This window comes from Bradyrhizobium cenepequi (assembly GCF_020329485.1).
GTDB classification, from domain to species: Bacteria; Pseudomonadota; Alphaproteobacteria; order Rhizobiales; family Xanthobacteraceae; genus Bradyrhizobium; species Bradyrhizobium cenepequi.
Genome location: NZ_JAGKJI010000016.1, coordinates 54,483 through 78,887 on the forward strand (window position 1 = coordinate 54,483; position 24,405 = coordinate 78,887).

The window sequence follows — 24,405 nt, forward strand, 5'->3', positions numbered from 1 at the left end:
ACACACTGCAAAAGAACACACTGCAAAAGAACACAGCATCCAAGGAGAGTCTCGTGAGCGAAGTCGTAAAACTCGAGCGGCATGACATCATTGGCATCGTCACGGTTAACAATCCTCCGGTCAATGCGCTGAGTGCCGCAGTGCGCGGCGGCATCCTGGAATGCATCAAGGGCGCGATCGCCGATGGCGAAGTGAAGGCGATCGTGCTGACCTGCGCCGGCCGCACCTTCATCGCCGGCGCCGATATCACTGAATTCGGCAAGCCGCCGAAACCCCCCGGCCTCAACGAGGTGCTGGAGGTGATGGAGAATTCGCCGAAGCCGATCGTTGCCGCGATCCATGGCACCGCGCTTGGCGGCGGCCTTGAGGTCGCTCTGGCATGCCACTATCGGGTGGCAACCAAGGACGCCCGGCTCGGCCTGCCCGAAGTCAAGCTTGGCCTGTTGCCCGGCGCCGGCGGCACCCAGCGGCTGCCGCGCGCGGTCGGTCCCGAGCTTGCGGTCAAGATGATCGTCAGCGGCGATCCGATCGGCGCCGCAGAAGCGCTGAAGAACGGCTTGATCGAAGAGATCGTCGAGGGGCCGGCTGCCGGCGGTGAAGCTTTCGCGCGCAAGGTGCTGGCGGAGAAGCGCCCGTTGCGCAAGTTGCGCGACGACGACTCCAAGCTCGCCGCGGCCAAGGCCGATCGTTCGATCTTCACCAATGCGGTCGCCGCATTGACCAAGCGCGCGCGCGGCCTGGAAGCGCCGTTCGCCGCCGCCGACGCGGTCGGCGCCGCGATCGACCTGCCCTTCGATGAAGGCCTGAAGAAGGAACGCGAGACCTTCCTGAAGCTGGTCGCGAGCGACCAGTCCAAGGCGCAGCGCTATGCCTTCTTTGCCGAGCGCGAGGCCGCGAAGATCGCTGGTGTACCAGATGGCACGAAGTCACGCCCGGTCGCGCGCGTCGCCATCATCGGCGCCGGCACCATGGGCGGCGGCATCGCGATGTCCTTTGCCAATGCCGGCATTCCGGTGACGCTGATCGAGACCGGCGAGGAGCAGCTCAAGCGCGGCATGGGCGTGATGCAGAAGAACTATGAGGCGACTGCCGCCCGCGGTGGCATCCCAGCGGATGCGCCCGCCAAGCGGATGGCGCTGATCAACGGCGTGGTCGGCCTGGAGAACGTCAAGGACGCCGACCTCGTCATCGAGGCCGTGTTCGAGACCATGGCGGTCAAGAAGGAAGTGTTCGGCAAGCTCGATCAATATGCCAAGCCGGGCGCCGTGCTGGCTTCCAACACGTCCTACCTGAACATCGACGAGATCGCGAAGGAGACCAAGCGGCCGCAGGATGTGCTGGGCATGCACTTCTTCTCGCCCGCGAACGTCATGAAGCTGTGCGAGATCGTGCGCGCAGAGAAGACCGCGCCCGATGCGCTGGTCACGGCTGTCTCGACCGCGCGCAAGATTGCGAAGGTGCCGGCCGTGGTCGGCGTCTGCGACGGCTTCGTCGGCAACCGCATGCTGGCGCAACGCGGCAAGCAGGCCGAGAAGCTGCTGTTCGAAGGCGCGCTGCCGCAGCAGGTCGATGCCGTCGTGACGAAGTTCGGCATGCCGATGGGGCCGTTCGCGATGGGCGACCTCGCCGGCCTCGACATCGGCTGGCGCTCGCGCAAGGACCGCGGCATCAAGTCGGAGATCGCGGACGCGCTGTGCGAGGCCGGCCGCTTCGGCCAGAAGACCGGCAAGGGCTATTACAAGTATGAAGGCGGATCGCGCGCGCCGCTGCCCGATCCGGAAGTCGAGAAGCTGATCGACGAGACGCTCGCGCGCCTCGGCCGCAAGAAGCGCGTCGTCAGCGACGACGAGATCCTCGAGCGCATGATGTACCCGATGATCAACGAGGGTGCGCGCATCCTCGACGAAGGCATCGCGGCGCGGCCTTCCGACATCGACGTGGTCTGGCTCTATGGCTATGGCTGGCCGATCTATCGCGGCGGCCCGATGTTCTGGGCCGACACGGTGGGCCTGAAGCACATCGCCGATCGCCTCTCCTTCTATGCCAAGGAGACCAACGATCCCTCGCTCGAGCCGGCACCGTTGCTCAAGCGCCTCGCCGACGAAGGCAAGACGTTTGCCTCGCTCGCCGCGCCGTCGAAAGCGGCTTGATGCTTGGCTTCCGCCACGTGTCATTCTCCGGTGCGCAATTGCGCACCGTAGATGCGCCGCAAGGCGCAGGCCCGGAATCCATTTCTCCGCCTGAGTATGTGGCCCAATGGATTCCGGGTTCGCGCTTCGCGCGCCCCGGAATGACGGCCCAGTGAGTACCATGACCCATCCCGGCGAACAGTTTTATCCGAAGGGCGTCCGTTGGGACGACCCGATCGCGCGCGGCACATTGCCTGACCTGCTGTCGACCGCGGCGGCCGCCTACGGCCCCCGGACGGTGATCGAATTCCGCGACCGGCCTATCACCTATGCAGAGCTGGAGGCGCTGGTCGAAACCGCAGCTTCTGCGTTCCTGCGGGCCGGGTACGGCAGGGACACTTCGGTGGCGCTGTTCCTCGGCAACACGCCCGATCATCCCATCAACTTCTTCGGTGCGCTGAAGGCCGGCGCCCGCGTGGTGCATCTCTCGCCGCTCGACGGCGAGATCGCGCTCTCGCACAAGCTCGCCGATTCCGGCGCGCGCATCCTCATCACCAGCAACCTCTCGGCACTATTGCCGACCGCGCTGAAATTCCTCGACAAGGGCCTGCTCGACCGGCTGATCGTCTGCGAGGATGATCATTGGGGCAAGATCGGCACGTCTCAGACGGCCCTGCCCGACAATCCCGCCGTCATCACCTATCGCCAATTCATCGACGGCGTGACCAAGCCCGCCAAATGGCCTGAAGTCAGTGCCGACGACGTCGCGCTGCTGCAATATACCGGCGGCACCACGGGCCTGCCGAAGGGCGCGATGCTGAGTCACGGCAATCTGACCGCGGCGGTGTCGATCTATGAGGTCTGGGGCAAGGCCGCCCGCGCGGAGCGCGATGCGATCGAGCGCGTGATCTGCGTGCTGCCGCTGTTCCACATCTATGCGCTGACGGTCGTGCTCTTGTCCTCGATCCGGCACGGCCACTTGATCTCATTGCACCAGCGCTTCGACGTCCAGGCCGTGATGCGCGACATCGAGGAGAAGCGCGCCACCGTCTTCCCCGGCGTGCCCACGATGTGGATCGCGATCGCCGCGCTGCCCGATCTCGACAAGCGCGACCTGTCCTCGCTGGTGAGCTGCGGCTCCGGCGGCGCGCCGCTGCCGGTGGAAGTCGCAAAGATATTCGAGCGTCGGGTCGGCATGAAGCTGCGCAGCGGCTGGGGCATGACGGAAACCTGCTCGCCGGGCACCGGCCACGTGAAGGAAGGGCCGGACAAGCCCGGCTCGATCGGACTGATGCTGCCGGGCATCGAGCTCGACGTGGTCTCGCTGGAGGACCCGACGAAGGTGCTGGCGATTGGTGAAGTCGGCGAGATCCGGATTCGTGGCCCGAATGTCACCAAAGGCTATTGGAACCGGCCGAAGGAGACCGCCGAGGCCTTTGTCGGCGACCGTTTTCTCACCGGCGACATCGGCTACATGGATGCGGACGGCTATTTCTACCTGGTCGACCGCAAGAAGGACATGATCATCTCCGGCGGCTTCAACGTCTATCCGCAGATGATCGAGCAGGCGATCTACACCCATCCGTCGGTGCAGGAAGTGATCGTGATCGGCATCCCCGACGACTACCGGGGCGAAGCCGCGAAAGCCTTCATCAAGCTGCACGATGGCGCGACGCCGTTCACCATCGACGATCTGCGCGCCTTCCTCACCGGCAGGCTCGGCAAGCATGAACTGCCGGCCGCGCTCGAATTCGTCGAGGAATTGCCGCGAACGCCAGTCGGCAAACTCTCCCGCCACGAATTGCGCCAGCAGCGGGCCGTCCCGGCGGGCGCAGCGAAACAACAACCAGAAACCGCAACAGGAGGTCGTTCATGACCGACGCCGTTATCGTCTCCACCGCCCGCACGCCGATCGGCAAGGCCTATCGCGGCGCGCTCAACGTCACCGAAGGCGCGACCCTGCTCGGCCACGCCATTAGCGAAGCGGTCGCCCGCGCCAAGGTCGATCCGAAAGAGATCGAGGACGTGGTGATGGGCGCGGCGCTGCAGCAGGGCTCGACCGGTGGCAACATCGCGCGCAAGGCGCTGCTCCGCGCCGGCCTTCCCGTGACTGTCGCCGGCACCACCATCGACCGGCAATGTGCCTCCGGCCTGCAAGCGATCGCGCTTGCGGCACGCTCGATCCTGTTCGACGGCGTCGAGATCGCGGTCGGCGGCGGCGGTGAATCGATCAGCCTGGTGCAGAACGACAAGATCAACACTTTCCACGCACAGGACCCGGCGCTTCTGAAGATCAAGGGCGACGTCTACATGCCCATGATCGACACCGCCGAAGTGGTCGCCAAGCGCTACAACATCTCGCGGGAGAAGCAGGACGAATATTCGCTGGAGAGCCAGCGTCGCACCGCGGCCGCGCAGCAGGGCGGCAAGTTCAAGGACGAGCTGGCGCCGATCACGACCAGGATGGCGGTGACCGACAAGGCGACCGGCGAAGTCTCCTACAAGGACGTGACGCTGTCGCAGGACGAAGGCCCGCGGCCCGACACGACAGCCGAAGGTCTTGCCGGCCTGAAGCCCGTGCGAGGCGAAGGTTTCATGATCACCGCCGGCAATGCCAGCCAGCTTTCCGATGGCGCCAGCGCGACCGTGATCATGAGCGACAAGGAAGCGGCCAAGCGCGGCCTGAAGCCGCTCGGCATCTTCCGCGGCTTCGTCTCTGCGGGCTGCGAACCCGACGAGATGGGCATCGGCCCGGTCTTCGCCGTGCCGCGGCTTCTGAAGCGTCATGGCCTGAAGGTCGAGGACATCGACCTCTGGGAGCTCAACGAAGCCTTCGCCGTGCAGGTGCTCTATTGCCGCGACAAGCTCGGCATCGACCCTGACAAGCTCAACGTCAATGGCGGCGCGATCGCGGTCGGCCATCCCTACGGCATGTCGGGCGCGCGTCTCACTGGCCACGCCTTGATCGAAGGCCGCCGCCGCAAGGCGAAGTATGCTGTCGTGACCATGTGCGTCGGTGGCGGCATGGGCGCGGCCGGCTTGTTCGAGGTGGTGCACTAACGCCCTCGTCCCGGCGAACCGTCGGTGCTTATGCATCCCCGCTTTCGCGGTGACGACAACGAGGGATAACGAAGTTCATTCGCTCACAGGAGGATCCGATGGATCTCGCTTTCACCAAGGAAGAAGTGGCGTTTCGCGAGGAAGTGCGGGCGTTCTTCAGGGATAACGTGCCGCCGGATACGCGGCGGAAGATGCAGGAGGGCCGTCATCTCTCCAAGGACGAGATGGTCACCTGGTGGCGCATCCTGAACAAGAAGGGTTGGGGCGTCTCGCACTGGCCGAAGGAGTATGGCGGCACCGGCTGGACATCCGTGCAGCATTACATCTTCAACGAGGAGCTGCAGTCCTATCCGGCGCCGCAGCCGCTCGCCTTCGGCGTCAGCATGGTCGGCCCGGTCATCTACACCTTCGGCAACGAGGAGCAGAAGAAGCAATACCTGCCGCGCATCGCCAATGTCGACGACTGGTGGTGCCAGGGCTTCTCCGAGCCGGGCTCGGGTTCGGACCTCGCCTCGCTCCGCACCAAGGCCGAGCGCAAGGGCGACAAGTGGATCATCAACGGCCAGAAGACCTGGACCACGCTGGCGCAGCATGCCGACATGATCTTCTGCCTGTGCCGCACCGATCCGAGCGCGAAGAAGCAGATGGGCATTTCCTTCATCGTGTTCACCATGAAGTCGAAGGGCGTCACGGTTCGTCCGATCCAGACCATCGACGGCGGCCATGAGGTCAACGAAGTATTCTTCGACAATGTCGAGGTCCCGATCGAGAACCTGATCGGCGAGGAGAACAAGGGCTGGGATTACGCCAAGTTCCTGCTTGGCAACGAGCGTACCGGCATTGCGCGGGTCGGCGTCTCCAAGGAGCGCATCCGCCGCATCAAGGAGCTCGCCTCCAAGGTCGAGTCCGGCGGCCGGCCGGTGATCCAGGATCCCAGCTTCCGCGAGAAGCTCTCGGCCTGCGAGATCGAGCTGAAGGCGCTGGAATTGACCCAGCTCCGCGTCGTCGCCGACGAAGGCAAGCACGGCAAGGGCAAGCCCAACCCGGCATCGTCAGTGCTCAAGATCAAGGGCTCGGAAATCCAGCAGACCACGACCGAGCTGTTGATGGAAGTGATCGGCCCGTTCGCCGCGCCCTATGACGTGCATGGCGACGACGGCTCGAACGAGGCCATGGATTGGACCGCCCAGATCGCGCCGAGCTACTTCAACAACCGGAAGGTCTCGATCTACGGCGGCTCCAACGAGATTCAGCGCAACATCATCGCCAAGGCGGTGCTGGGGCTTTGATTCTTTCCCTCTCCCCGCTCTTCGCGGGGAGAGGGTTGGGGTGAGGGGCTGCCTCCGCGAACAACGGTGAAAGTTGTGCCCGCAGAGAGTCCCCTCACCCGGATCGCATCTTGCGATGCGATCCGACCTCTCCCCGCAAGCGGGGCGAGGTGAAGAGTCTCCACCGCGCAAATGCCAGTTAGCTGAGGAATAGAGATGGATTTTGATTTGTCCGAGGAGCAGCGCCTGCTGAAAGAAAGCGTCGACGGTCTTCTGACCGACGCCTACGATTTCGAGCAGCGCAAGAAGTACATGAAGGAGAAGGGCGGCTGGAGCAAAGCCGTCTGGAGCAAGCTCGCCGAGCAGGGCCTGCTCGGTCTGCCCTTCGCCGAAAGTGATGGCGGGTTCGGCGCCGGCGGGGTCGAGACCATGATCGTGATGGAAGCGCTCGGCAAGGCGCTGGTGGTCGAGCCCTATCTCGCCACTGTCGTGATCGGCGGCGGCTTCCTGCGCCATGGCGGCTCGGCCGAACAGAAGGCCGCGCACATTCCCGGCATCATCGACGGCAGCAAGACCTTTGCGTTCGCGCAGCTCGAAAAGAACTCGCGTTACGACCTGTTCGACGTCACCACCACCGCCAAGAAGAAGGGCGCTGGCTGGGTCATCGACGGCGAGAAGTTCGTCGTCCTCAACGGCGAGAACGCCGACACGCTGATCGTGACCGCCCGCACCAAGGGTGAGCGGCGCGACAGAAACGGCATCGGCCTGTTCCTGGTGCCGGCGAGTGCCAAGGGCATCAGCAGGAAGGGTTATCCGACGCAGGACGGCCTGCACGCTGCCGACATCAGCTTCACCGGCGTGGAAGTCGGCAGCGATGCCGCGATCGGTAACCCCGAGGACTCGCTCGCGCTGATCGAGCGGGTGGTCGACGAAGCCCGCGTCGCGCTGTGCGCGGAAGCGGTCGGTGCGATGGATGAGTCGCTCAAGGAGACCGTCGAATACATCAAGACGCGCAAACAGTTTGGCGTTGCGATCGGCTCATTCCAGAGCCTGCAGCACCGCGCCTCCGACATGTTCGTCGCGGCCGAGCAGGCCCGCTCGATGTCGATGTTCGCGACCATGGCTGGTGACTTCGAGGACGCCAAGGAGCGCGCCAGCGCGATCGCAGCGGCCAAGGTGCAGATCGGCAAGTCGCTGAAGCTTGTCGGCCAGCAGTCGATCCAGCTCCATGGCGGCATCGGCATGACCATGGAGGCCAAGATCGGTCACTACTTCAAGCGCCTGACCATGATCGAGAACACCTTCGGCGACACCGAGTATCACCTGCGCCGCGTCGCTGACGCGGGCGGGTTGATCTAGGTCTCGTCATTGCGAGGAGCATCAGCGACGAAGCAATCCACTCTTCCCCGGGTGGTGAGATGGATTGCTTCGCTGCGCTTGCAATGACGAAGAAAATTCAGGGAGAAAACAACAATGAAAAACACCCCGTTCGATCTCACCGGAAAGGTCGCCGTCATCACCGGCTCAAGCCGCGGCATCGGCCGCGCCTCCGCCGAACTGCTGGCGAAGCTCGGCGCCAAGGTGGTGATCTCCTCGCGCAAGGCGGACGCGTGCAAGGAAGTGGCCGACGGCATCAAGGCGGCCGGCGGCGATGCGCACGTGATCTCCTGCAATATCTCGCGCCGCGAAGAGGTGGAAGCGCTGATCGCGGGCGCGACCAAGCATTACGGCAAGATCGACATCCTCGTCTGCAACGCCGCGGTGAACCCCTATTACGGCCCGCTGCTCGACATCAAGGATGAGGCCTTCGACAAGATCATGGGCTCTAACGTCAAGAGCAATATCTGGCTCTGCGCGCTGGCGATCCCGCAGATGGCCGAGCGCGGCAATGGCTCGGTCGTCATCATCTCCTCGATCGGCGGATTGCGCGGCTCGACCGTGATCGGCGCCTATGGCATCTCGAAGGCCGCCGACTTCGCGCTGTGCCGCAGCCTCGCCGGCGAATGGGGACCGAAGGGCGTGCGCGTCAATTGCGTCGCACCAGGCCTGGTCAAGACCGATTTCGCCCGCGCGCTCTGGGAAGACGCCGATCTCCTGAAGCGGCGCACAGCCACCACGCCACTGCGCCGCATCGGTGAGCCCGACGAGATCGCCGGCGCAGTCGCCTATCTCGCCTCCGACGCCTCCACCTTCATGACCGGCCAGACCATCGTTATCGATGGCGGCGTCACGACGGCGGCGGTGTAGCCTGTCTCCCTCGTCCCGCTCTTGCGGGGAGAGGGTCGGGATGAGGGACTGCCTCCATGCACTCCGAACACCGTGAATGAGGCGCGTCCCCTCACCCGGCGCTACGCGCCGACCTCTCCCCGCAAGAGCGGGGCGAGGTTGAGCAAGTGGCTCGACCTGAGATATTGACGTTCCAGCGCCAATCCGCTCCCTTGGCGCAAACCATCACCCTTGGGAAGGAGCGCCATGTCCTTTGTGCTGGCCATCGATCAGGGCACCACGTCCTCGCGCGCCATCGTGTTCCGCAGCGATATCTCCATCGCGGCGGTGGCACAGCAGGAGTTCCCGCAGCATTTCCCTGCCTCCGGCTGGGTCGAGCATGAACCGGAGGATATCTGGACCTCGACGATTGCCACCTGCCGCAACGCACTGGAGAAGGCCGGCCTGACGGCGAAAGACATCGCCGCGATCGGCATCACCAACCAGCGCGAGACGACCGTGGTGTGGGACCGCGCCACGGGTAAGGCGGTTCACCGCGCCATCGTCTGGCAGGACCGCCGCACCGCGGATTTCTGCGCCCGCCTGAAGGCCGAGGGCCATGAGCCGATGATCACCGCCAAGACCGGACTGATCATCGACCCCTATTTCTCCGGCACCAAGGTGGCCTGGATTCTCGACTGCGTGCCCGGCGCGCGCGAACGCGCCGAGCGCGGCGAGCTTCTGTTCGGCACCGTCGATTGCTATCTCCTGTGGCGGCTGACCGGCGGCAAGGTGCACGCGACCGACGCTACCAACGTCTGCCGCACCTTGCTCTTCAACATCCACACCGGGGAATGGGACGACGAGCTCTTGAAGATCCTCGGCGTGCCGCGCTCGATGCTTCCCGAAGTGAAGGACTCTTCCGCCAAATTCGGCGATAGCGTGCCCGACCTGTTCGGCGGCGCGATCGCTATCGCAGGCATCGCCGGCGACCAGCAGGCCGCGACCATCGGGCAGGCCTGTTTCGAGCCCGGCATGATCAAGTCGACCTATGGCACCGGCTGCTTTGCGCTGCTCAACACCGGCACCACGCCGGTCAAATCGAAGAACAAGCTGCTGACCACGATCGCCTACCAGCTCCGCGGCAAACGTACCTACGCGCTCGAAGGTTCGATCTTCGTCGCCGGAAGCGCGGTGCAATGGCTGCGCGACGGGCTTGGCATCATCAAGCAGGCCGCCGAGACCGGTCCGCTCGCCGACAAATCCGATTCGATGCAGAACGTCTATCTGGTGCCGGCGTTCGTCGGCATGGGCGCGCCCTATTGGAATCCGCGCGTGCGCGGCGCGCTGTTCGGCCTCACCCGCAACACCGGCCCGGCCGAGCTCGCGCACGCCGCGCTGGAAAGCGTCTGTTACCAGACCTACGACCTCTGGGCCGCGATGCGCGCCGACTGGCCGGATTCGACCGCGGCCAACATCGTGCTCCGCGTCGACGGCGGCATGACCGCCTCCGACTGGACCATGCAGCGACTGGCCGATCTGCTCGACGCTCCGGTCGACCGCCCGATGATCCAGGAGACCACGGCGCTCGGGGCCGCCTATCTCGCCGGCCTGCAGGCCGGCGTCTATCCCGAGCCAACCAAGTTTGCCGACAACTGGCGACTGGAGCACCGCTTCAGGCCCGCGATGAGCCAGGCGACGCGGGAGCGGAAGCTCGCGGGATGGGCGCGCGCAGTGAAAGGCGTGCTGGCGAGTGATGAGGGAGAGGGCTCATGATCCTGATCGGCCAATACGACTCCCCGTTCGTCCGCCGCACCGCGATCGCGCTGCGGCTTTATGGCCTCCCGTTCGAGCATCGGCCGTGGTCGACCTTTGGCGATGGCGACAAGATCGCGGCCTATAATCCGCTGCGGCGGGTGCCGACGCTGGTGCTCGATGACGGCGAGGCGCTGATCGAGAGCTCGGCGATCCTCGATTATCTCGACGAACTGGTCGGGCCGGAAAAAGCGATGATGCCCGCAAAGGGGCCGGAGCGGCGCAAGCATCTGCGCGTCTGCGCGCTTGCCACCGGGCTTGGCGACAAGGCCGTCAGCCTGGTCTACGAGCGCGTGTTGCGCAAGGATCAGCTCAAGCTCTGGGTCGAGCGCTGCGAGGCGCAGATCGGCGGCGTCCTCGATGTGCTGGAAAAGGAACGCGCCGCGGTCCGCACGCCCTGGTGGTTCGGCGAGCACATCGCGCATGCCGATATCGCGGTCGCCTGCGTGCTGCGCTTTACCGGCGAGGCGCATCCTCCCCTGTTCGGCGCGCGCTATCCGGCGCTGAAGGCGCATGCGGCGGCCTGCGAGGCGCTGCCGCCGTTCCAGGAGATCCTGCAGCCGCTGGCGCCGCCAAGCGGCTAGGTCTCACATTCCTGTTCGCATCGTCTCGGGCGTGTCGGGCTGTGCCAGCGGATGTGCTTTGGCAAATTCCGGCAGCGCCATCGCGGCATCGAAGATCCGCTTTACCGTCGGCCACGGCGCAAAGCTGATCTGCTGGGTTTGCGCCACCGTGACATGGCCGACCATGCAGACATCAGCGAGCGTCGGCTGGTCGCCATGGCAAAAGCGGCCCGTATCCTTGTGGCCGGCGAGATGGCCTTCGAGCGCGACCAGCGTTTCGACCGTCCAGTGCCGCCGCCAAGCCGTCTGCTGGCTGTCGCGCAGGTTCAGTTCATTGTCGAGATAGCGCCGCACCCGCGGCACCAGCAGTGGATGACCCTCGCATGCTACCATCAGCGCGAGAGCCCGGACGCGCGCACGGCCGAGTGCGTCGGTCGGCAGGAGTGGCGGCTCCGGATACTTCTCCTCCAGATATTCAAGTATCGCGAGTGACTGGAACAGGACCGTGCCGTCATCCTTGACCAGAGCCGGCAAGGCCATCTGTGGATTGAGGCGGCGATACGCGTCAGCGTGATGGGCATTGGCGTCGAGATCAATGAACACGACATCGACCGGAAGCTTCTTCAGATTGAGTGCGATCCGGACGCGAAAGCTCGCCAACGATCGCCAGAAGGAGAAGAATTTCATTGGGAAGGCTCCGCGCGCAGTCACCGGTGGCACAGCTTTTGCGAAGGAGATTATAACACCTGATGCACGTCGATCACCACGCGGTCAGCGTGGCGGGCGGCGGAGGCCACGAAGATGCGCTGCATCAGCCAACGGTATTTTTCGGCACCGGTCTCGAATTTCGGCACCGTGCGGAAATAGATCAGGTTGGGATCGACCGGCTCGTCCCGCTTCAGTTTCTGCAGGAGATCGACCGGTCCGAAGCGGACGCCCCGGTTTTCGACATAGATCACCGCGCCATCGTCGGTCTCGAAGGCGTATTTGGCCTCCAGCTCAATCAGTTCGTTCGGACGGATGATCTGGAAATCGGCGCCGAACGGCAGAACCTTACCGTTGACGACGTCTCCCCTCACCTCGCCGCCGATGATCGGGATGATGCGGCGCACACCGGTGCCGATGTCGCCGGCCGAGGTCACCTCGCCGATGTGCGCGGTGATGGTGAAGACATATCCGGTTTCGATCACGGGCGGCATCAATTCGCCATCATGCGCGGCAGCCAGGTGGCGAGTGGCGGGAAGGCGATCAGGATCACGAGGCGGATCAGGTCGGTGATCACGAAGGGGATCACGCCCTTGAAAATCGTGGAGAAGGAGACGTCCTTCACCACGCTCTTGATCACGAACACGTTCATGCCGACAGGCGGATGGATCAGGCCGAGCTCGACCGTCATCACGATGATGACGCCGAACCAGATCGGGTCAAAACCAAGATGCATGATGACCGGGAAGATGATCGGAACGGTCAGGATGATCATCGCCATGGCGTCCATCAGGCAGCCGAGCACGAGATACATCACCATGATGACCGCGAGGATGCCGTAGCTGCCGAGCCCGAGGCCGGTGAGCAATTCGGTGACCTTTTGCGGGGTCTGCGTCACCGTGAGGAAATAGCCGAAGATCAGCGCGCCGATCAGCACGGTGAACACCGCGGCCGCGGTGCGTGTCGCCTGCAACAGCGAATTGAGGATCTTCTCCTTGTCCAATCGCCCGGTGAGGATGCCGATCAGGAACGCACCGGTGGCGCCGACGCCGCCAGCTTCTGTCGGCGTGAAGCGCGGCAGGAACGGCAGGCCGTAGAGTCCGCCGATGACAAAGATGAAGAGCAGCACCGGCGCCCAGATGTCGCGCAGGCCGGCGAAGCGCTCACGCCAGGGAATCCGTTTACCCGCAGGCAGGAAGCCGGGCCTGACATAGCCGATCAGCGCGATTGTGATCATGTACATGGTCATCGCGAGCAGGCCCGGGATGATGCCGGCAATGAAGAGCTTTCCGATGTCCTGCTCGGTGATGATGCCGTAGACAGCGAGCACGGTCGACGGCGGCAGCATCGCGCCGAGCGTGCCACCCGCCGCGATCACGCCGGTGGCAAAGGATTGCGGATAGCCGAAGCGACGCATCTCCGGATAGGCCACCGCCGAGAAGGTTGCGGCGGTGGCGACCGAGGAGCCGCAGATCGCGGCGAAGCCGCCGCAGGCGGCGACCGTGGCGATGCCGAGGCCGCCGCGCAGGTGGCCGAGGAAACCGTTGGCGGCGCGGAACAATTCGCGGCTCATGCCGGAATTGCTGACGAAAGTCCCCATCAACAGGAACATCGGGATCACACCGAAGGTGTAATCGGTCACCGTGCGCATCGAGGTCTGGCCGACCAGCTTCAGCGCCGGCGTAGCGCCGACCAGATAGCTGAAGCCGCAGACCCCGACGAGGCCCATCGCCATGCCGACCGGCACGCGGAGCAGCATCAGCGCGAACAGCGCCACAAAGCCGATGATGGCGACGGCATCGGTGCTCATCGGCGTTTACTCCGTCGCCTTGATCTTGGGATCGTGCATTTCTTCCGGGTGGAAGATCAATCTGTAAGTGCGGATCGCGATCAAGAGGACCGCAGAGACATCGCCGATCCAGGCGATCGCGAAGAACGGCCAGGTCGGCATGTGCAGATCGAACGTCTGGACATTGTCGTTATAGGTACCGCGCACCTTGTCGAACAGGGTCCAGGTCTGCACGGTGACGACGAACAGCAGCACCAGCGTCGCGAAGACATCGATGAGGCGCTGGTATCTCGGCCCGACATTGGCCCAGACCAGGTCGACGGTGATGTGGGTGCCGCGATAGGACGTCGCAGCGATACCCCAGAAAATGAGGATGCCGAGCAGCATCCGCCCGATATCGAAAGAATCGGGAATGGAATAGTTAAGCGTGTTCCGCAACAGCACTGCAAGGAAGATATTGGCGGCGACGATGCCGACGAATCCGGCCGCGATCCATTCGATCGTGTCGATGAAACGGTCCATGTAAGCGCGTTTCATATGAAGAAAGTCCTATCGCTTGACGAGGTCAGGCTAAACTGCCGCAGCGTCGACGCTACTTCACCTCTCCCATAGAGAGAGGTCGCGCCGAAGGCGCGGGTGGGGGGTGCGGCCTCTCGAGGGACCTGAGCCCCCTCACCCGATTTGCATGCGCAAATCGACCTCTCCCCGATGGGGAGAGGTGAACAGAGATCGCGGATAGACCGATTCAACAAGAATCACCCGGCTCTGAAAGATTGACGGCATTACCGTGCCAGCGCGTTGTATTTCGTCAGCGAAGCCTTCAGGTCCGCCATGGCAGCATCGGCGTTGACGCCGTTCTTCTTGACGCTGTCGGCCCAGGTCTTGACCAGCGGCTCGGCCGCTTTCTTCCACAGCGCGGTCTGCTCCGGCGTCAGCTTGTAGACCTCGTGGCCGGACTCGGCTCTCACCTTGTCGATGCCGGCGTCCTCGAACTTGCCCCAGTGCTCGCCGACGATACCTGCCATCTCGGTCGAGCAGTTTTTGTCGATCGCCGCCTTCTGGCGATCGGACATCGCGTTGTACTTGTCCTTGTTGATCACGAAGACGAAGGTCGTGACATAGAGCGGCGCCTCCATGTCGTATTTCGTCACCTTGTCGATGCCAAACAGCACCAGCGATCCCCAGGGAAAGGTGACGCCGTCGGCGACGCCGCGCTCGATGATGTCGCGCACTTCAGGCGCGGAGGACTGCACATTGGTGCCGCCGAGCGAGGTAACGAAATTGGCCATGGTGGCGTGCGCCGGGCGGATCTTCAGGCCCTTGACGTCCTCGGGTAGGACGATCTTCTTGGTGCGCGAATGGAACGACGACGGCGAATGGACGAAGGCGAGGCAATACTTGACGTCCTTCATCTCCTTCTCGGCATATTTCCGGTACCAGGCGTCCAATCCCATCGAGCCGCCCTTGGCGTCCGAGATCAGGAACGGCAATTCGCCGGCGCCGACGATCGGGAAGCGGCCGGGCTGATAGCCCGGATTCACATAGGTGACATCGGCGATGCCATCGCGCGCCATGTCGTAATGGTCAAAGGCCTTGCCGAGCTGCTGCGCCGGGAACACCTTGCCCTTGATGGTGCCGCCGGAATCCTTTTCCACCGCCGCAGCCCAGTCCTCCAGCGATTTCTGCAGCGGATGGGATGCCGGCACCCAATGCGAGATCTTCAGATCGAAAGTCTTCTCCTGCCCGAACGCAGGGGTCACGCTGGCGGCCAGCAGCAGCGCCAGAACCGTCTTCCTCATCGGCATCCTCTCCCTCTTTGCAGGCCTTTGGTGGCCCTTTGCGATTATTGTTATATGATATAATTACCATTGCAAGCTGACGACAGCGGCCAGCCAGCCGGTATAAGCTGAAGTCTACAACATCGGGAGGAGCAAATATTGCGGTCAAAGGTAGCAATCATAGGCGCAGGTCCGGCAGGATTGTTGCTTGGGCAACTACTTCACGCCTATGGGGTCGACAATGTCATCCTGGAGCGGCAGACGGCCGACTATGTGCTTGGGCGCATCCGCGCCGGCCTCCTGGAGGAGGGCACGGTCAGGCTACTCGACGAAGTCGGCGCCGGGATGCGTGCCCATCGCGAAGGCCTGATCCATCACGGGCTGGAACTCGCCTTCGGCGGCGCTCGCCATCGCATCGACATGCATGCTGCGACCGGCAAGACGGTCATGATCTACGGCCAGACCGAAGTGACGCTCGATTTGATGAACGCGCGGCAGAAGGCCGGGCTCACCACCATCTACCAGGCCGCCGACGTCCAGCCGCATGATTTCGACACCGACCATCCGCGCGTCAGCTATGTAAAGGACGGCAAAGCGGGCGAGATCGCCTGCGACTTCATTGCGGGCTGCGACGGTTTCCACGGCGTCAGCCGCGCCAGCGTACCGGCTTCCGCAATCAAAACCTATGAGCGGATCTATCCGTTCGGCTGGCTCGGCATCCTCTCGGATACGCCGCCAGTTTCGCATGAGCTGATCTACAACAACCACGAGCGCGGCTTCGCGCTGTGCACGATGCGGTCGATGCACCGCAGCCGCTATTACGTGCAGTGTCCGCTCGACGATCATATCGACCAATGGTCCGATGAGCGGTTCTGGGACGAGTTGAAGCGGCGGCTCGACCAGAAGGCGGCGGACGAACTCGTCACCGGGCCTTCGATCGAAAAGAGCATCGCGCCGCTGCGCAGCTTCGTCGCCGAGCCGATGCGCTTCGGCAGGATGTTCCTGGCCGGCGACGCCGCGCATATCGTGCCGCCGACCGGCGCCAAGGGATTGAACCTCGCCGCCAGCGACGTCCACTACCTCTCACAGGCGCTGCGCGAATATTACGACGAGAAATCCTCCGCCTGCATCAACAATTATTCCGCAAAGGCGCTGGCGCGGGTCTGGAAGGCGGTGCGCTTCTCCTGGTGGATGACCTCAATGCTGCACAAATTCCCCGACCAGGGCGAATTCGGTGCACGGATCCAGCTCGCCGAGCTGGAGTATCTCGTCAGCTCCAAGGCGGCGTCGACGTCGCTGTCGGAGAATTACGTCGGCCTGCCGTTGTAGAATCGTAGGGTGGGTAGAGCGAAGCGAAACCCACCACCCTCGAGACATTGAGTGCGATTTGATGGGTTTCGCTTCGCTCTACCCATCCTACGGGCGACACCGTCATTGCGAGCGCAGCGAAGCAATGACGAAATGCGGTGATCCGTTTCAAACATCCGCGCAGACGCCGTTTAAAACTTTGTATGCGGTGAAACTGTCATCGACATCGCGTTCAATGGCGTCGAGAGCACCAGACATACGAGCCGACCATGAGCACCGATACTTCCGTCATCGCCGACGTTCCTGAAAGCTTTGAGCCTCACTTCCGCAAGAGCCCGCTTACCGATCCCTGGGAACCGCTTTATTCGAAACGCACTGAAAGGGCCGTGATCATGGGGCTCAGGCTCGCAAAGCCGCACACCAACTCGCGCGGTCTGATCCATGGTGGATTGATCGCGGCGCTTGCCGACAACGCGATGGGCTATAGCTGCGCCCAAGTGATGGGCTGGACATCCTCGCTGGTGACAGTCTCGCTTGCGGTCGATTTCATCGGCACCGCCGAGATCGGGCAGTGGCTCGCGGTCGAGACCGATGTGATCAAGACCGGCAGCACCATCTGTTTCGCGCAGAGCCTAGTGAAGGTCGACGACGTCATCATCGCTCGCGCCAACGGAACGTTTCGCGTGATGCCGAAGAGAGATGGCGCTCCAGAGCGCGCGTAGCACGACCTCAGGCAAACTTCCAATCCGCGGTCTCGGTCACCAGATCGATGAAGGTGCGTACCTTGGCCGAGAGCAGGCGCGAGGTCGGATAGACGATGTGGATCGGCAGCGGCGGCTGCTCGAATTTCGCCAGCACGATTCTGAGCCGCCCTGCCTTCAGCGAAGCAGCCGCCTGATAGGCGAGTACCCGCGTCAGACCGCCTCCGGCTTCGGCATATTGAATCGCGGCATCGGCGCTGTTGGATGAAAAGCGCGGGCTCGGCGAAACGCGAACCTCCTGCCCTTCCTCGAGGAAGCGCCAGTCCGGCGCCGCCGTCATGGCGCCGAACTGAATGGTGTCATGCGCTGGTATATCCGCGGGCCGGCCCGGCTCGCCGCGGGCGCTCAGATACCCCTTCGACGCCACCACGATGCGCCGCATCTCGCCGACGTGACGTGCAACAAGCGTCGAATCCGGCAGATGTCCGATCCTGACGGCAAGATCGACGCCCTCCTCCACGAGGTTGATCATGCGGTCGGAGAGCCTGAGGTCGGCGCCGACATCGGGATAGCGCTTCAGATAGGCCGTCACCATGGGGCTGACATGCAGGCGGCCGAAGCCGACCGGCGCCGAGATCACCAATCGTCCGGCCGGCCGCGTGCGTTCGCCTTCAACGGCCTCCTCGGCTTCTTCGAGATCGGCAAGAATGCGCCGCGCACGCTCCAGATAGCGGGAGCCGGCATCGGTCAGGGTCACGGATCGCGTGGTTCGCTGCAATAACCGGGCGCCAAGCCGCTCCTCCAGCGCCGCGATCAGTCGGGTTACCGCCGATGGCGACAGCCCGAGCTTTCGCGCCGCAGGGGCAAAGCCCTGCAGATCGGCCACGGCAACGAAGGTCTGCATGGCATCAATGCGGTCCATGGCATTATTGCATAGTCCGCAACAGTGAAGTGTCAATCGCCTTAATTGTTTAACTCGGGAGTCCATCCCACTTTGAGCCGTGGAAGAACGCTTTGGCGCTCCGTGCCAGGGAGGCTCAAATGTCCGATACCGACATTTATCCAAGCGACGTCGCCTTCACGCCGGCGGTGAAGGCGATCCAGGCGCGCAAAGGGTCGCGCGAGGCCTATGCCCAGGTCGAACAACGCGGCTGGCGCACCGAGATCGACCTCAATCTCGCGGCCTTCCTCGCCAACACCAACAGTTTCTATTTCGCGACCGCCTCAGCCGACGGCCAGCCCTATATCCAGCACCGCGGCGGACCGAAGGGATTCATCAAGGTCCTGGACGCCAGCACCATCGCGTTCGCCGACTTCAGGGGCAACCGGCAGTACATCACGCAAGGCAACCTGTCGGAGAATCCGAAGGCGTATATCTTCGTGATGGATTACGCGCATCGCAGACGCGTCAAGCTGTGGGGGGAAGCGCGCGTGGTCGACGATGACCCGGCGCTGACGCAATCGCTGATGCCCGGGGATTACAGGGCCCGGCCCGAGCAGGTGATCCTGTTCAAGATATCGGCCTGGGACACCAACTGCCCGCAGCACATTCCGCAGAAGTTCGATGCCGCCGATGTGGCGGAGGCATTGGCCGCACGTGACGTACGCATCGCCGAGCTCGAGGCAGAGGTGGCGGCACTGAAGGGCCAGCTCCAGCCTGCAACTCACCTTAGTTAAGCAGCCTCGCGCAGCGGCGACCAAGCGAACTCCGGATAATACTGTCTCATCATCCGATCAACATAGTCGGTGAGATTCCTGAACTTCTCGGTCTGCGCGCGTAGCGGGGAGTCGAAAAAGGGGGTGAGGATTCCCGCAAGCGCCCCGAATGCGGTGGCATCAGTGCCGCACGGCGCATCGCCCATCAGATACGGTTTGTCCCCGAGCTGAACGGAAAGCGCAAACAGCGAGCGGATGGCGAGGTCGACGTCCTCATCGGGTGCATGGCGGCCGAGGCCCGAGAGCAGATAGTTCTCGGCGACGCGGAATTGTGCGTCCTCGCGCAATTTCTCGCGCAGATGCTCCGGCGCGCCGTCGAAGAAATGCGCCGGCCCCTTGGCAAAATTGGTTTCATCGACCCAGCGCGCGCCGACCATGGCCCAATAGACGTGGTGCTCGATCATCCGTTCGAACGCCCAGGCCTGCGCGCGCGCCTGCAGGCTCAAGGGCGCATCGAAGTCGAAGCCGTATTTGCCTTCGATATGCGCGCGGATGAAGGTCGAATCGGCGATCGTCTCCGCCTCGTCCCGGATATAGGGCAATTGCCCCTTCGGCGAACTCGGCGGCATCGCCTTTTCCTTGCAATAGGCAAGCCCCGCCATTTTCAATTGAACCTCGGTCTTGGTCACGAAGGGGCTGATTTCCGGCAAGCCGAACCCCGGACCGAAGCCATGGAGAATGATCATCTGGAGCCTCCCAATTTCCAAGAACGATGCCCAAACCTAGCGGCCCCCTGCTGCCACCATGGTGTCAGCAGGGGTAAAATGGGTGGCCAAACGGGCCCGTTTCACGAGACGACGGCTGCGAAAAACCAGCTGCCTCCCGCCGGCCGCGAGCAGGGCCACGATCGAACGCAAGGCCAGTTCGATGAGCGCCCATCGGAGATCGGAGGAGACGGTGTGGATCGTGACGAGCTGTTCCAACGTAAAGATTTGGGCTCGCCTAAACCTTCCAAGACGGCTATCGAGGCCGCCCCTACCAAGAGGATTCAGCATGGACAAATTCCCTTCAGTTGAGGTGTTGTCCAGTTATAGCCACCCCCTGCTGCCAACATTCTGTCAGCAGCGGCGAGGCCGATCTTGGGAAAATCGACGGCCCGGAACCGACCAGCTAAAGAGACCGACCATGAGACGCGCCGACCGGCTGTTTCAGATCATCCAGGTGCTTCGGCGCACCCGCAAACCGCTGACCGCGGATGCGATCGCCGCCGAACTCGAGACATCCAAGCGCACGATCTATCGCGACATCGCGACCCTGATCGAGCAGCGCGTGCCGATTCGCGGCGAAGCCGGCATGGGCTACATCCTGGAAAAGGGATTCGACCTGCCGCCCCTGATGCTCACCCCCGACGAGATCGAGGCCTGCGTGCTCGGCGCGAGCTGGGTGACGGGCCACGCCGATCCGGCGCTGGCGCGCGCCGCGCAGGATCTGATGGCGAAGATCGCCGATACCGTGCCGGAACGCTTGCGGCCATTCGTGCTTGAACCCGCAAGCCGCGCCCGCTCGGCGTGGAACCGGGAGCCCGACCGCATCGACATGGTGCGGACACGCGCGCAGATCCACGACGGCAAGAAGATCACGCTCAACTATCGCGATGAACGTGGCCGGGACACCGAACGCACGATCTGGCCGATCGCGGTCGGCTATCACGAAGCGGTGCGGATCCTGGCGGCATGGTGCGAGCTACGGAAGGATTTCCGCAGTTTCCGCACCGACCGCGTGATCGACGCGACCTATCATGACGAGAAATATCCTGAACGGCGCGACCTGCTGCGGGCGCGCTGGCGCCGCAGCCTGGTCTGGGAAGCGCCGAAGGACATCTGATGGCAATCGAAAATCCCTGCCAAGCCTGCGGTGCGTGCTGCTTCTATTCGGAGAACTGGCCGCGCTTCACCATCGAGGATGACGCGGAGCTCGACCTGATCCCGCAGCGATACGTCAATGCAAGGCAATCCGGCATGCGCTGCGACGGCGACCGCTGCTCGGCGCTGTCAGGCGACATCGGCGTGGCCACGAGCTGCGCGATCTATGCGGTGCGGCCCGAGGTCTGCCGCACCTGCATGCCCGGCGACGCCGAATGCACGATGGCACGACGCCGGCACGGATTGCCGGCGTTGGCAGTTGAATCGTAGGATCATAGCCCGGATGTAGCGGGAGTCCTTCATAGTGAGGAGGCGCGAAGCGCCGTCTCCGGACGATGCTTCGCATCGCCGGGAGAACCATGAGGCCCGTGGCCCATCCCTTGAGACGCCGCTTTGCGGCTCCTCGGGATGAGGGAGAGTTCGTGGCCCGTACGTATGGGCTCAGGCAGTCACGGTCTCCGCAACCTCTTCCTCGTCGATCTCGTCGACGATCGGCACAAAGGTCGCGAGCGGCTTGGTCGACAGTGTGATCGGCTTGCGGCCGCCATGCGAGGGCGTTGCAGAGCGGGCCGGTTGGCGGGACAGTTTATAAAGGCTGCTGCCGACGTGGCCGCCGAAATAGACGAGGTCGCGTTCGCTGCAGCTCGCGGCGATCGCCAGCGCCAGCGAATGCAGATGATGGCGGTGATAGCAGAACAGCGCCAGCATGGCCCGGACATCGGACGAGACGCTCTCAACCAGGGCCTGAAGGCCGGCGGGGTTGGCCCGGTACATTTGTCCGAGCAGCTCGTCGCGGACCGGGCAAACGTCGTTCTCGAAGGCGTTGCGGCTTGAAAACATTGCAGTTCTCCCTCGTCCGGAAGATGCCGTGCAATTCTCTAACGAAGGGTTAACCACGGGCGCCACCAGCCGTCCGCGATGATTGCCATTCTTGAGCGAATCGGAACGCCGCGCCTGACGACGCCAAGGCAACACGAATGTCTGCAGAGATCCGCCGACGCGACTCAGTTCGCGGCCATGAAGATCGCAAGGCCGAAACTGGTCAGGTGATGTAGCGCCTGATCGATGCCAATCAGTGACCAGAACCAGGGATGTTCGGTGGTGACGCCGAAGGTCGAGGTGGTGATTCCCTTGGCACGATCCACCGCAAGGTGGACGAAGAAATCGATAAAGGCGACGAACCAGAATCTCGGCGCGATCACCAGGATCAGGAGCAGCGAGGTCGCGAGATGCACGAGACAATGCGTGAATAAGGGCAGTGCCCAGCCGATCTTCTGATCCTTGCCGATTGCCATCCAGGAATTCTGCAGAAGGAAATCCGCCACGATGTGCTTGGCGGTTAGCAGCAGCATCCATCCGACCAGCGCTGCAACCGGGACCGACGACGACATGGATGGAAACGACAAAGCTGACGCCCTTCGCTGCGACTGATGGAAAATGATGGAGAAGAACCGGACCTGGGTGTCAGCGCAACTTCTTAAACCCGCAATATTCAAAACCTGCGGCCATTTATGGCATCTCCCGCGCCCGAATGCACCTCTCGGCCCTCCAAAATTCATATGGTGTGGCCCTATGGCGATAGTGCTGCGGCATCGCCGCGCAGGCGATAAAGGTTAACGCGATGGCCGATGGCGATTTGTCCTCGGGCCCAAGTCGCGCGCAGGAGCGCTCGCCCAGTACGATCCCGATGTCTTGAACGCGACGCCATCGCCCATGGAAAAAAGCTGGAAAGACAAATAGATATCCCCTCCAAACAAGGCGGACGAAATGGGCTGCCCAAGAAGACCTTGCGAGATGACCCGAAACGCGCCTACGTCGCGGTGCAGCGACCGGCGCTGAGCGACCATTCCCGCCCAGCGACCTCCAGGCGTACGTGATACCAAGCGCAACCGCAGGCGAAGCATCGGATGCTCACCGTTTCCGACCCATCTGGCGTCCATAAGGGCGGGCCGGCTTGTAACCAGTGATCGCAAGTGCAGGAAACAACCGAAGCGATCGCTCGCTTCCAGCGACAGCAAGCGAGCAGATGGCAGCGCGCGATCACCGACCAGCCGGCATCACTCGATAGCATCGAGCTGACGGCCTTCGCGCTCCATATGCAGATAGTTGGCGTTGAACAGGCCGGCATCCATCAGGCGCCGAAGATCCGGCACGACAAGCGTCTTGCCTCTCAACACGATCAGGTTCGCCGAGCGCAATTCCTGCAGGGTGCGGTTGACATGCACCTTGGATAGCCCGCTGGCGTCGGCAAGATCGGCCTGCGTCAAAGGGAACTCGCAACTGTCGCCGCTGGTGAGACCCGCGAGACGTAGGCGGAAGAACAACTCGCACAACAGATGTGCCATGCGCTCCAGCGCCGTGCGCTGGCCGAGGTTCAGCGTCCATTCGCGCTGGATCGCGGCATCGACCAGGCTTTCCCACCAGAGCGCCGTAACGATGCGCGGATATCTGGCGCTGATCTCCTCGAAGAATTCGCGCGAGAGGTCGGCGATGGTGACGTCCGTGATCGAGCCGATCGAATGGTCCATCTCGCGCAGGATAAAGACGTTGAGGTCGCAGATATCGCCGGGCAGGAAGAAGGATACCACCTGGCGCCGCCCATCCTCCAACTGCTTGTAGCGGCATGCCCAGCCGGCAAGGACCAATTGCACGTCCCTTGGTCTCTCGCCTTCGCGCACGACATCGACCCGGGGACCGAACTTGCGCAGCCGTTCCCCTGCCGCGCGGGTGAGGAACGCGCGATCCGACGAGGACAGTCGCACAAACTGCTCAAGCCTACGAACGAGTGGACTCAAAGGAACGGTCTCCCGCCAATAAGTCGAGTACGGATAGGCCCAATTTCAATAACCTATGTTATTCACTCTCAGGTGGCTACTTGTATATCATACTCTATCAGGTTGCGCTCGTTGACGCCCGAAAAGCAAGTTTCTTCAAGCACACTCACCACATGTTAATGCGCGGGCGGAACCAGGTCTGTGACGATGCGCAGCGGTGCAGTCGGGGAAATGTGATGCAGGAATACCGGGCCTATCTATTGGGAATCGATGGCCACATTCGCGAGCGGATGGAGTTGGAAAGCGAGACGGACGAAGAGGCGGTCGCCAAGGCACGCCAGCACTTCAGCGGCGGCACGATCGAGATCTGGCAGGGGGTGCGCATCGTCGCCAGACTGGACAATGGCTCCAAGTAACATGGACGCATTGACGTCGGGTCGCCGCGACGCGCAGCGCCGCAAGCACGCGCGTCCCTTCCTACCCCGTCGGCGCGTCGCCGCTGTCGTCGGGCCCCATGCCCGAACCCGGCGTCTTGCTATCGTCGGTGAGCTTGGGATCGCGGGTCGCTTCCTTCGAAACCGAACGCTTCGGATCCGTCTTGTGCACGGTCTGAGCGCGGCCCTTGTCGGCAGGCTGCTCCTCGCCCTTCTTGTCCCTGACGATGCCCTGGCTGGAACGTGTCATCGGCTGCTTTCCTGATGCTTCGACGGCCCGGCAACCTCTCTCGCCGGG

The 24,405-nt window shown here is 63.2% G+C and carries 25 protein-coding genes; 14 read left to right on the top strand and 11 right to left on the bottom strand.

Annotated features, from left to right (window positions below; translation table 11 throughout):
* The first annotated feature begins 53 nt into the window (after nucleotides 1-53).
* The 8 genes from J6497_RS18440 to J6497_RS18475 all read left to right on the top strand — a co-directional run bounded on the left by J6497_RS18440 (nucleotide 54) and on the right by J6497_RS18475 (nucleotide 11,061).
* Complete coding sequence (locus J6497_RS18440; RefSeq protein ID WP_225705704.1) at nucleotides 54-2,150, top strand: 3-hydroxyacyl-CoA dehydrogenase NAD-binding domain-containing protein; 2,097 nt, start codon at nucleotides 54-56, stop codon at nucleotides 2,148-2,150.
* Between the two features lie 160 nt (nucleotides 2,151-2,310).
* Nucleotides 2,311-4,005 carry a dicarboxylate--CoA ligase PimA gene (gene pimA, locus J6497_RS18445; protein ID WP_225705786.1) on the top strand — a complete coding sequence of 565 codons (1,695 nt, stop codon included), beginning with the start codon at nucleotides 2,311-2,313 and terminating at the stop codon, nucleotides 4,003-4,005.
* On the top strand, nucleotides 4,002-5,189 hold the full coding sequence (locus J6497_RS18450; RefSeq protein WP_225705705.1) for an acetyl-CoA C-acyltransferase: 1,188 nt from the start codon (nucleotides 4,002-4,004) through the stop codon (nucleotides 5,187-5,189). The genes pimA and J6497_RS18450 overlap by 4 nt, the downstream gene beginning before the upstream one ends.
* 98 nt (nucleotides 5,190-5,287) lie before the next feature.
* The gene (pimC, locus tag J6497_RS18455) at nucleotides 5,288-6,478 is read left to right on the top strand and encodes a pimeloyl-CoA dehydrogenase large subunit (RefSeq protein ID WP_225705706.1); all 1,191 of its coding nucleotides are present in this window, start codon (nucleotides 5,288-5,290) and stop codon (nucleotides 6,476-6,478) included.
* 195 nt (nucleotides 6,479-6,673) lie between these two features.
* Nucleotides 6,674-7,816: a pimeloyl-CoA dehydrogenase small subunit gene (gene pimD, locus J6497_RS18460; protein WP_225705707.1), complete on the top strand. Its 1,143-nt coding sequence runs from the start codon at nucleotides 6,674-6,676 to the stop codon at nucleotides 7,814-7,816.
* A 114-nt stretch (nucleotides 7,817-7,930) separates the two neighbouring features.
* Entirely contained in the window at nucleotides 7,931-8,704 is a 774-nt protein-coding gene (locus tag J6497_RS18465; RefSeq protein WP_225705708.1) for an SDR family NAD(P)-dependent oxidoreductase, read from the top strand.
* A gap of 225 nt (nucleotides 8,705-8,929) precedes the next feature.
* A complete protein-coding gene (gene glpK, locus J6497_RS18470; protein ID WP_225705709.1) occupies nucleotides 8,930-10,438 on the top strand; it encodes a glycerol kinase GlpK in 1,509 nt (502 codons plus the stop codon).
* Entirely contained in the window at nucleotides 10,435-11,061 is a 627-nt protein-coding gene (locus J6497_RS18475) for a glutathione S-transferase family protein (RefSeq protein WP_225705710.1), read from the top strand. The genes glpK and J6497_RS18475 overlap by 4 nt, the downstream gene beginning before the upstream one ends.
* A gap of 3 nt (nucleotides 11,062-11,064) precedes the next feature.
* Here the strand turns inward: J6497_RS18475 and maiA are convergent, their stop codons facing one another.
* From maiA to J6497_RS18500, 5 genes are all read right to left on the bottom strand, one after another.
* On the bottom strand, nucleotides 11,065-11,727 hold the full coding sequence (gene maiA, locus J6497_RS18480) for a maleylacetoacetate isomerase (protein WP_225705711.1): 663 nt from the start codon (nucleotides 11,725-11,727) through the stop codon (nucleotides 11,065-11,067).
* Between the two features lie 50 nt (nucleotides 11,728-11,777).
* Nucleotides 11,778-12,239: a DUF3237 domain-containing protein gene (locus tag J6497_RS18485; protein ID WP_225705712.1), complete on the bottom strand. Its 462-nt coding sequence runs from the start codon at nucleotides 12,237-12,239 to the stop codon at nucleotides 11,778-11,780.
* Nucleotides 12,239-13,555 (bottom strand): TRAP transporter large permease, encoded by a 1,317-nt coding sequence (locus J6497_RS18490; RefSeq protein WP_225705713.1) that lies wholly within the window; start codon nucleotides 13,553-13,555, stop codon nucleotides 12,239-12,241. The genes J6497_RS18485 and J6497_RS18490 overlap by 1 nt, the downstream gene beginning before the upstream one ends.
* 6 nt (nucleotides 13,556-13,561) lie before the next feature.
* On the bottom strand, nucleotides 13,562-14,071 hold the full coding sequence (locus tag J6497_RS18495) for a TRAP transporter small permease (protein WP_225705714.1): 510 nt from the start codon (nucleotides 14,069-14,071) through the stop codon (nucleotides 13,562-13,564).
* A gap of 245 nt (nucleotides 14,072-14,316) precedes the next feature.
* The gene (locus J6497_RS18500) at nucleotides 14,317-15,333 is read right to left on the bottom strand and encodes a TRAP transporter substrate-binding protein (RefSeq protein WP_225705715.1); all 1,017 of its coding nucleotides are present in this window, start codon (nucleotides 15,331-15,333) and stop codon (nucleotides 14,317-14,319) included.
* Nucleotides 15,334-15,471: 138 nt separating this feature from the next.
* On the opposite strand from J6497_RS18500, the gene pobA reads away from it, so the two are divergent.
* Together pobA and J6497_RS18510 are read left to right on the top strand one after the other, a co-directional pair.
* Nucleotides 15,472-16,641: a 4-hydroxybenzoate 3-monooxygenase gene (gene pobA, locus J6497_RS18505; protein ID WP_225705716.1), complete on the top strand. Its 1,170-nt coding sequence runs from the start codon at nucleotides 15,472-15,474 to the stop codon at nucleotides 16,639-16,641.
* 248 nt (nucleotides 16,642-16,889) lie between these two features.
* Nucleotides 16,890-17,342 (top strand): PaaI family thioesterase, encoded by a 453-nt coding sequence (locus J6497_RS18510; RefSeq protein ID WP_225705717.1) that lies wholly within the window; start codon nucleotides 16,890-16,892, stop codon nucleotides 17,340-17,342.
* A 7-nt stretch (nucleotides 17,343-17,349) separates the two neighbouring features.
* Here J6497_RS18510 and J6497_RS18515 read toward each other — a convergent pair whose 3' ends face one another.
* Nucleotides 17,350-18,243, bottom strand: coding sequence for a LysR family transcriptional regulator (locus J6497_RS18515; RefSeq protein WP_225705718.1), 894 nt, complete (start codon nucleotides 18,241-18,243; stop codon nucleotides 17,350-17,352).
* Nucleotides 18,244-18,362: 119 nt separating this feature from the next.
* On the opposite strand from J6497_RS18515, the gene J6497_RS18520 reads away from it, so the two are divergent.
* Nucleotides 18,363-18,998, top strand: a complete 636-nt coding sequence (locus tag J6497_RS18520) for a pyridoxamine 5'-phosphate oxidase family protein (protein ID WP_225705719.1) — start codon at nucleotides 18,363-18,365, stop codon at nucleotides 18,996-18,998.
* Here J6497_RS18520 and J6497_RS18525 read toward each other — a convergent pair.
* Nucleotides 18,995-19,723 (bottom strand): glutathione S-transferase family protein, encoded by a 729-nt coding sequence (locus J6497_RS18525; RefSeq protein ID WP_225705720.1) that lies wholly within the window; start codon nucleotides 19,721-19,723, stop codon nucleotides 18,995-18,997. The two genes, J6497_RS18520 and J6497_RS18525, sit on opposite strands and share 4 nt — an antisense overlap.
* Nucleotides 19,724-20,162: 439 nt before the next feature.
* Between J6497_RS18525 and J6497_RS18530 the strand changes: the two genes are divergently transcribed.
* Nucleotides 20,163-20,861, top strand: coding sequence for a helix-turn-helix transcriptional regulator (locus tag J6497_RS18530; RefSeq protein WP_225705721.1), 699 nt, complete (start codon nucleotides 20,163-20,165; stop codon nucleotides 20,859-20,861).
* On the top strand, nucleotides 20,861-21,169 hold the full coding sequence (locus J6497_RS18535; RefSeq protein WP_225705722.1) for a YkgJ family cysteine cluster protein: 309 nt from the start codon (nucleotides 20,861-20,863) through the stop codon (nucleotides 21,167-21,169). The genes J6497_RS18530 and J6497_RS18535 overlap by 1 nt, the downstream gene beginning before the upstream one ends.
* Nucleotides 21,170-21,340: 171 nt before the next feature.
* Here the strand turns inward: J6497_RS18535 and J6497_RS18540 are convergent, their stop codons facing one another.
* The 3 genes from J6497_RS18540 to J6497_RS18550 all read right to left on the bottom strand — a co-directional run bounded on the left by J6497_RS18540 (nucleotide 21,341) and on the right by J6497_RS18550 (nucleotide 23,694).
* Nucleotides 21,341-21,739: a hypothetical protein gene (locus tag J6497_RS18540; RefSeq protein WP_225705723.1), complete on the bottom strand. Its 399-nt coding sequence runs from the start codon at nucleotides 21,737-21,739 to the stop codon at nucleotides 21,341-21,343.
* Nucleotides 21,740-21,903: 164 nt separating this feature from the next.
* The gene (locus tag J6497_RS18545; RefSeq protein ID WP_225705787.1) at nucleotides 21,904-22,251 is read right to left on the bottom strand and encodes a DUF3307 domain-containing protein; all 348 of its coding nucleotides are present in this window, start codon (nucleotides 22,249-22,251) and stop codon (nucleotides 21,904-21,906) included.
* A 705-nt stretch (nucleotides 22,252-22,956) separates the two neighbouring features.
* Nucleotides 22,957-23,694, bottom strand: a complete 738-nt coding sequence (locus J6497_RS18550; RefSeq protein WP_225705724.1) for a Crp/Fnr family transcriptional regulator — start codon at nucleotides 23,692-23,694, stop codon at nucleotides 22,957-22,959.
* A gap of 215 nt (nucleotides 23,695-23,909) precedes the next feature.
* On the opposite strand from J6497_RS18550, the gene J6497_RS18555 reads away from it, so the two are divergent.
* Nucleotides 23,910-24,089: a hypothetical protein gene (locus J6497_RS18555; protein ID WP_225705725.1), complete on the top strand. Its 180-nt coding sequence runs from the start codon at nucleotides 23,910-23,912 to the stop codon at nucleotides 24,087-24,089.
* Nucleotides 24,090-24,150: 61 nt separating this feature from the next.
* Here J6497_RS18555 and J6497_RS18560 read toward each other — a convergent pair whose 3' ends face one another.
* Nucleotides 24,151-24,357 (bottom strand): hypothetical protein, encoded by a 207-nt coding sequence (locus J6497_RS18560; protein WP_225705726.1) that lies wholly within the window; start codon nucleotides 24,355-24,357, stop codon nucleotides 24,151-24,153.
* Nucleotides 24,358-24,405 lie beyond the last annotated feature (48 nt).

What these genes read in the sequence shown, in the direction of transcription:
- J6497_RS18525 (WP_225705720.1), bottom strand. Translation starts at nt 19,723, where the DNA reads ATGATCATTCTCCATGGCTTCGGTCCGGGGTTCGGCTTGCCGGAAATC.
- J6497_RS18500 (WP_225705715.1), bottom strand. Translation starts at nt 15,333, where the DNA reads ATGAGGAAGACGGTTCTGGCGCTGCTGCTGGCCGCCAGCGTGACCCCT.
- J6497_RS18535 (WP_225705722.1), top strand. Translation starts at nt 20,861, where the DNA reads ATGGCAATCGAAAATCCCTGCCAAGCCTGCGGTGCGTGCTGCTTCTAT.
- maiA (WP_225705711.1), bottom strand. Translation starts at nt 11,727, where the DNA reads ATGAAATTCTTCTCCTTCTGGCGATCGTTGGCGAGCTTTCGCGTCCGG.
- J6497_RS18490 (WP_225705713.1), bottom strand. Translation starts at nt 13,555, where the DNA reads ATGAGCACCGATGCCGTCGCCATCATCGGCTTTGTGGCGCTGTTCGCG.
- J6497_RS18495 (WP_225705714.1), bottom strand. Translation starts at nt 14,071, where the DNA reads ATGAAACGCGCTTACATGGACCGTTTCATCGACACGATCGAATGGATC.
- J6497_RS18540 (WP_225705723.1), bottom strand. Translation starts at nt 21,739, where the DNA reads ATGTTTTCAAGCCGCAACGCCTTCGAGAACGACGTTTGCCCGGTCCGC.
- J6497_RS18450 (WP_225705705.1), top strand. Translation starts at nt 4,002, where the DNA reads ATGACCGACGCCGTTATCGTCTCCACCGCCCGCACGCCGATCGGCAAG.
- J6497_RS18510 (WP_225705717.1), top strand. Translation starts at nt 16,890, where the DNA reads ATGAGCACCGATACTTCCGTCATCGCCGACGTTCCTGAAAGCTTTGAG.
- J6497_RS18555 (WP_225705725.1), top strand. Translation starts at nt 23,910, where the DNA reads ATGCAGGAATACCGGGCCTATCTATTGGGAATCGATGGCCACATTCGC.
- J6497_RS18530 (WP_225705721.1), top strand. Translation starts at nt 20,163, where the DNA reads ATGAGACGCGCCGACCGGCTGTTTCAGATCATCCAGGTGCTTCGGCGC.
- pimD (WP_225705707.1), top strand. Translation starts at nt 6,674, where the DNA reads ATGGATTTTGATTTGTCCGAGGAGCAGCGCCTGCTGAAAGAAAGCGTC.
- J6497_RS18515 (WP_225705718.1), bottom strand. Translation starts at nt 18,243, where the DNA reads ATGGACCGCATTGATGCCATGCAGACCTTCGTTGCCGTGGCCGATCTG.
- J6497_RS18545 (WP_225705787.1), bottom strand. Translation starts at nt 22,251, where the DNA reads ATGCTGCTGCTAACCGCCAAGCACATCGTGGCGGATTTCCTTCTGCAG.
- pimC (WP_225705706.1), top strand. Translation starts at nt 5,288, where the DNA reads ATGGATCTCGCTTTCACCAAGGAAGAAGTGGCGTTTCGCGAGGAAGTG.
- glpK (WP_225705709.1), top strand. Translation starts at nt 8,930, where the DNA reads ATGTCCTTTGTGCTGGCCATCGATCAGGGCACCACGTCCTCGCGCGCC.
- J6497_RS18465 (WP_225705708.1), top strand. Translation starts at nt 7,931, where the DNA reads ATGAAAAACACCCCGTTCGATCTCACCGGAAAGGTCGCCGTCATCACC.
- J6497_RS18560 (WP_225705726.1), bottom strand. Translation starts at nt 24,357, where the DNA reads ATGACACGTTCCAGCCAGGGCATCGTCAGGGACAAGAAGGGCGAGGAG.
- J6497_RS18485 (WP_225705712.1), bottom strand. Translation starts at nt 12,239, where the DNA reads ATGCCGCCCGTGATCGAAACCGGATATGTCTTCACCATCACCGCGCAC.
- J6497_RS18520 (WP_225705719.1), top strand. Translation starts at nt 18,363, where the DNA reads ATGTCCGATACCGACATTTATCCAAGCGACGTCGCCTTCACGCCGGCG.
- pimA (WP_225705786.1), top strand. Translation starts at nt 2,311, where the DNA reads ATGACCCATCCCGGCGAACAGTTTTATCCGAAGGGCGTCCGTTGGGAC.
- J6497_RS18475 (WP_225705710.1), top strand. Translation starts at nt 10,435, where the DNA reads ATGATCCTGATCGGCCAATACGACTCCCCGTTCGTCCGCCGCACCGCG.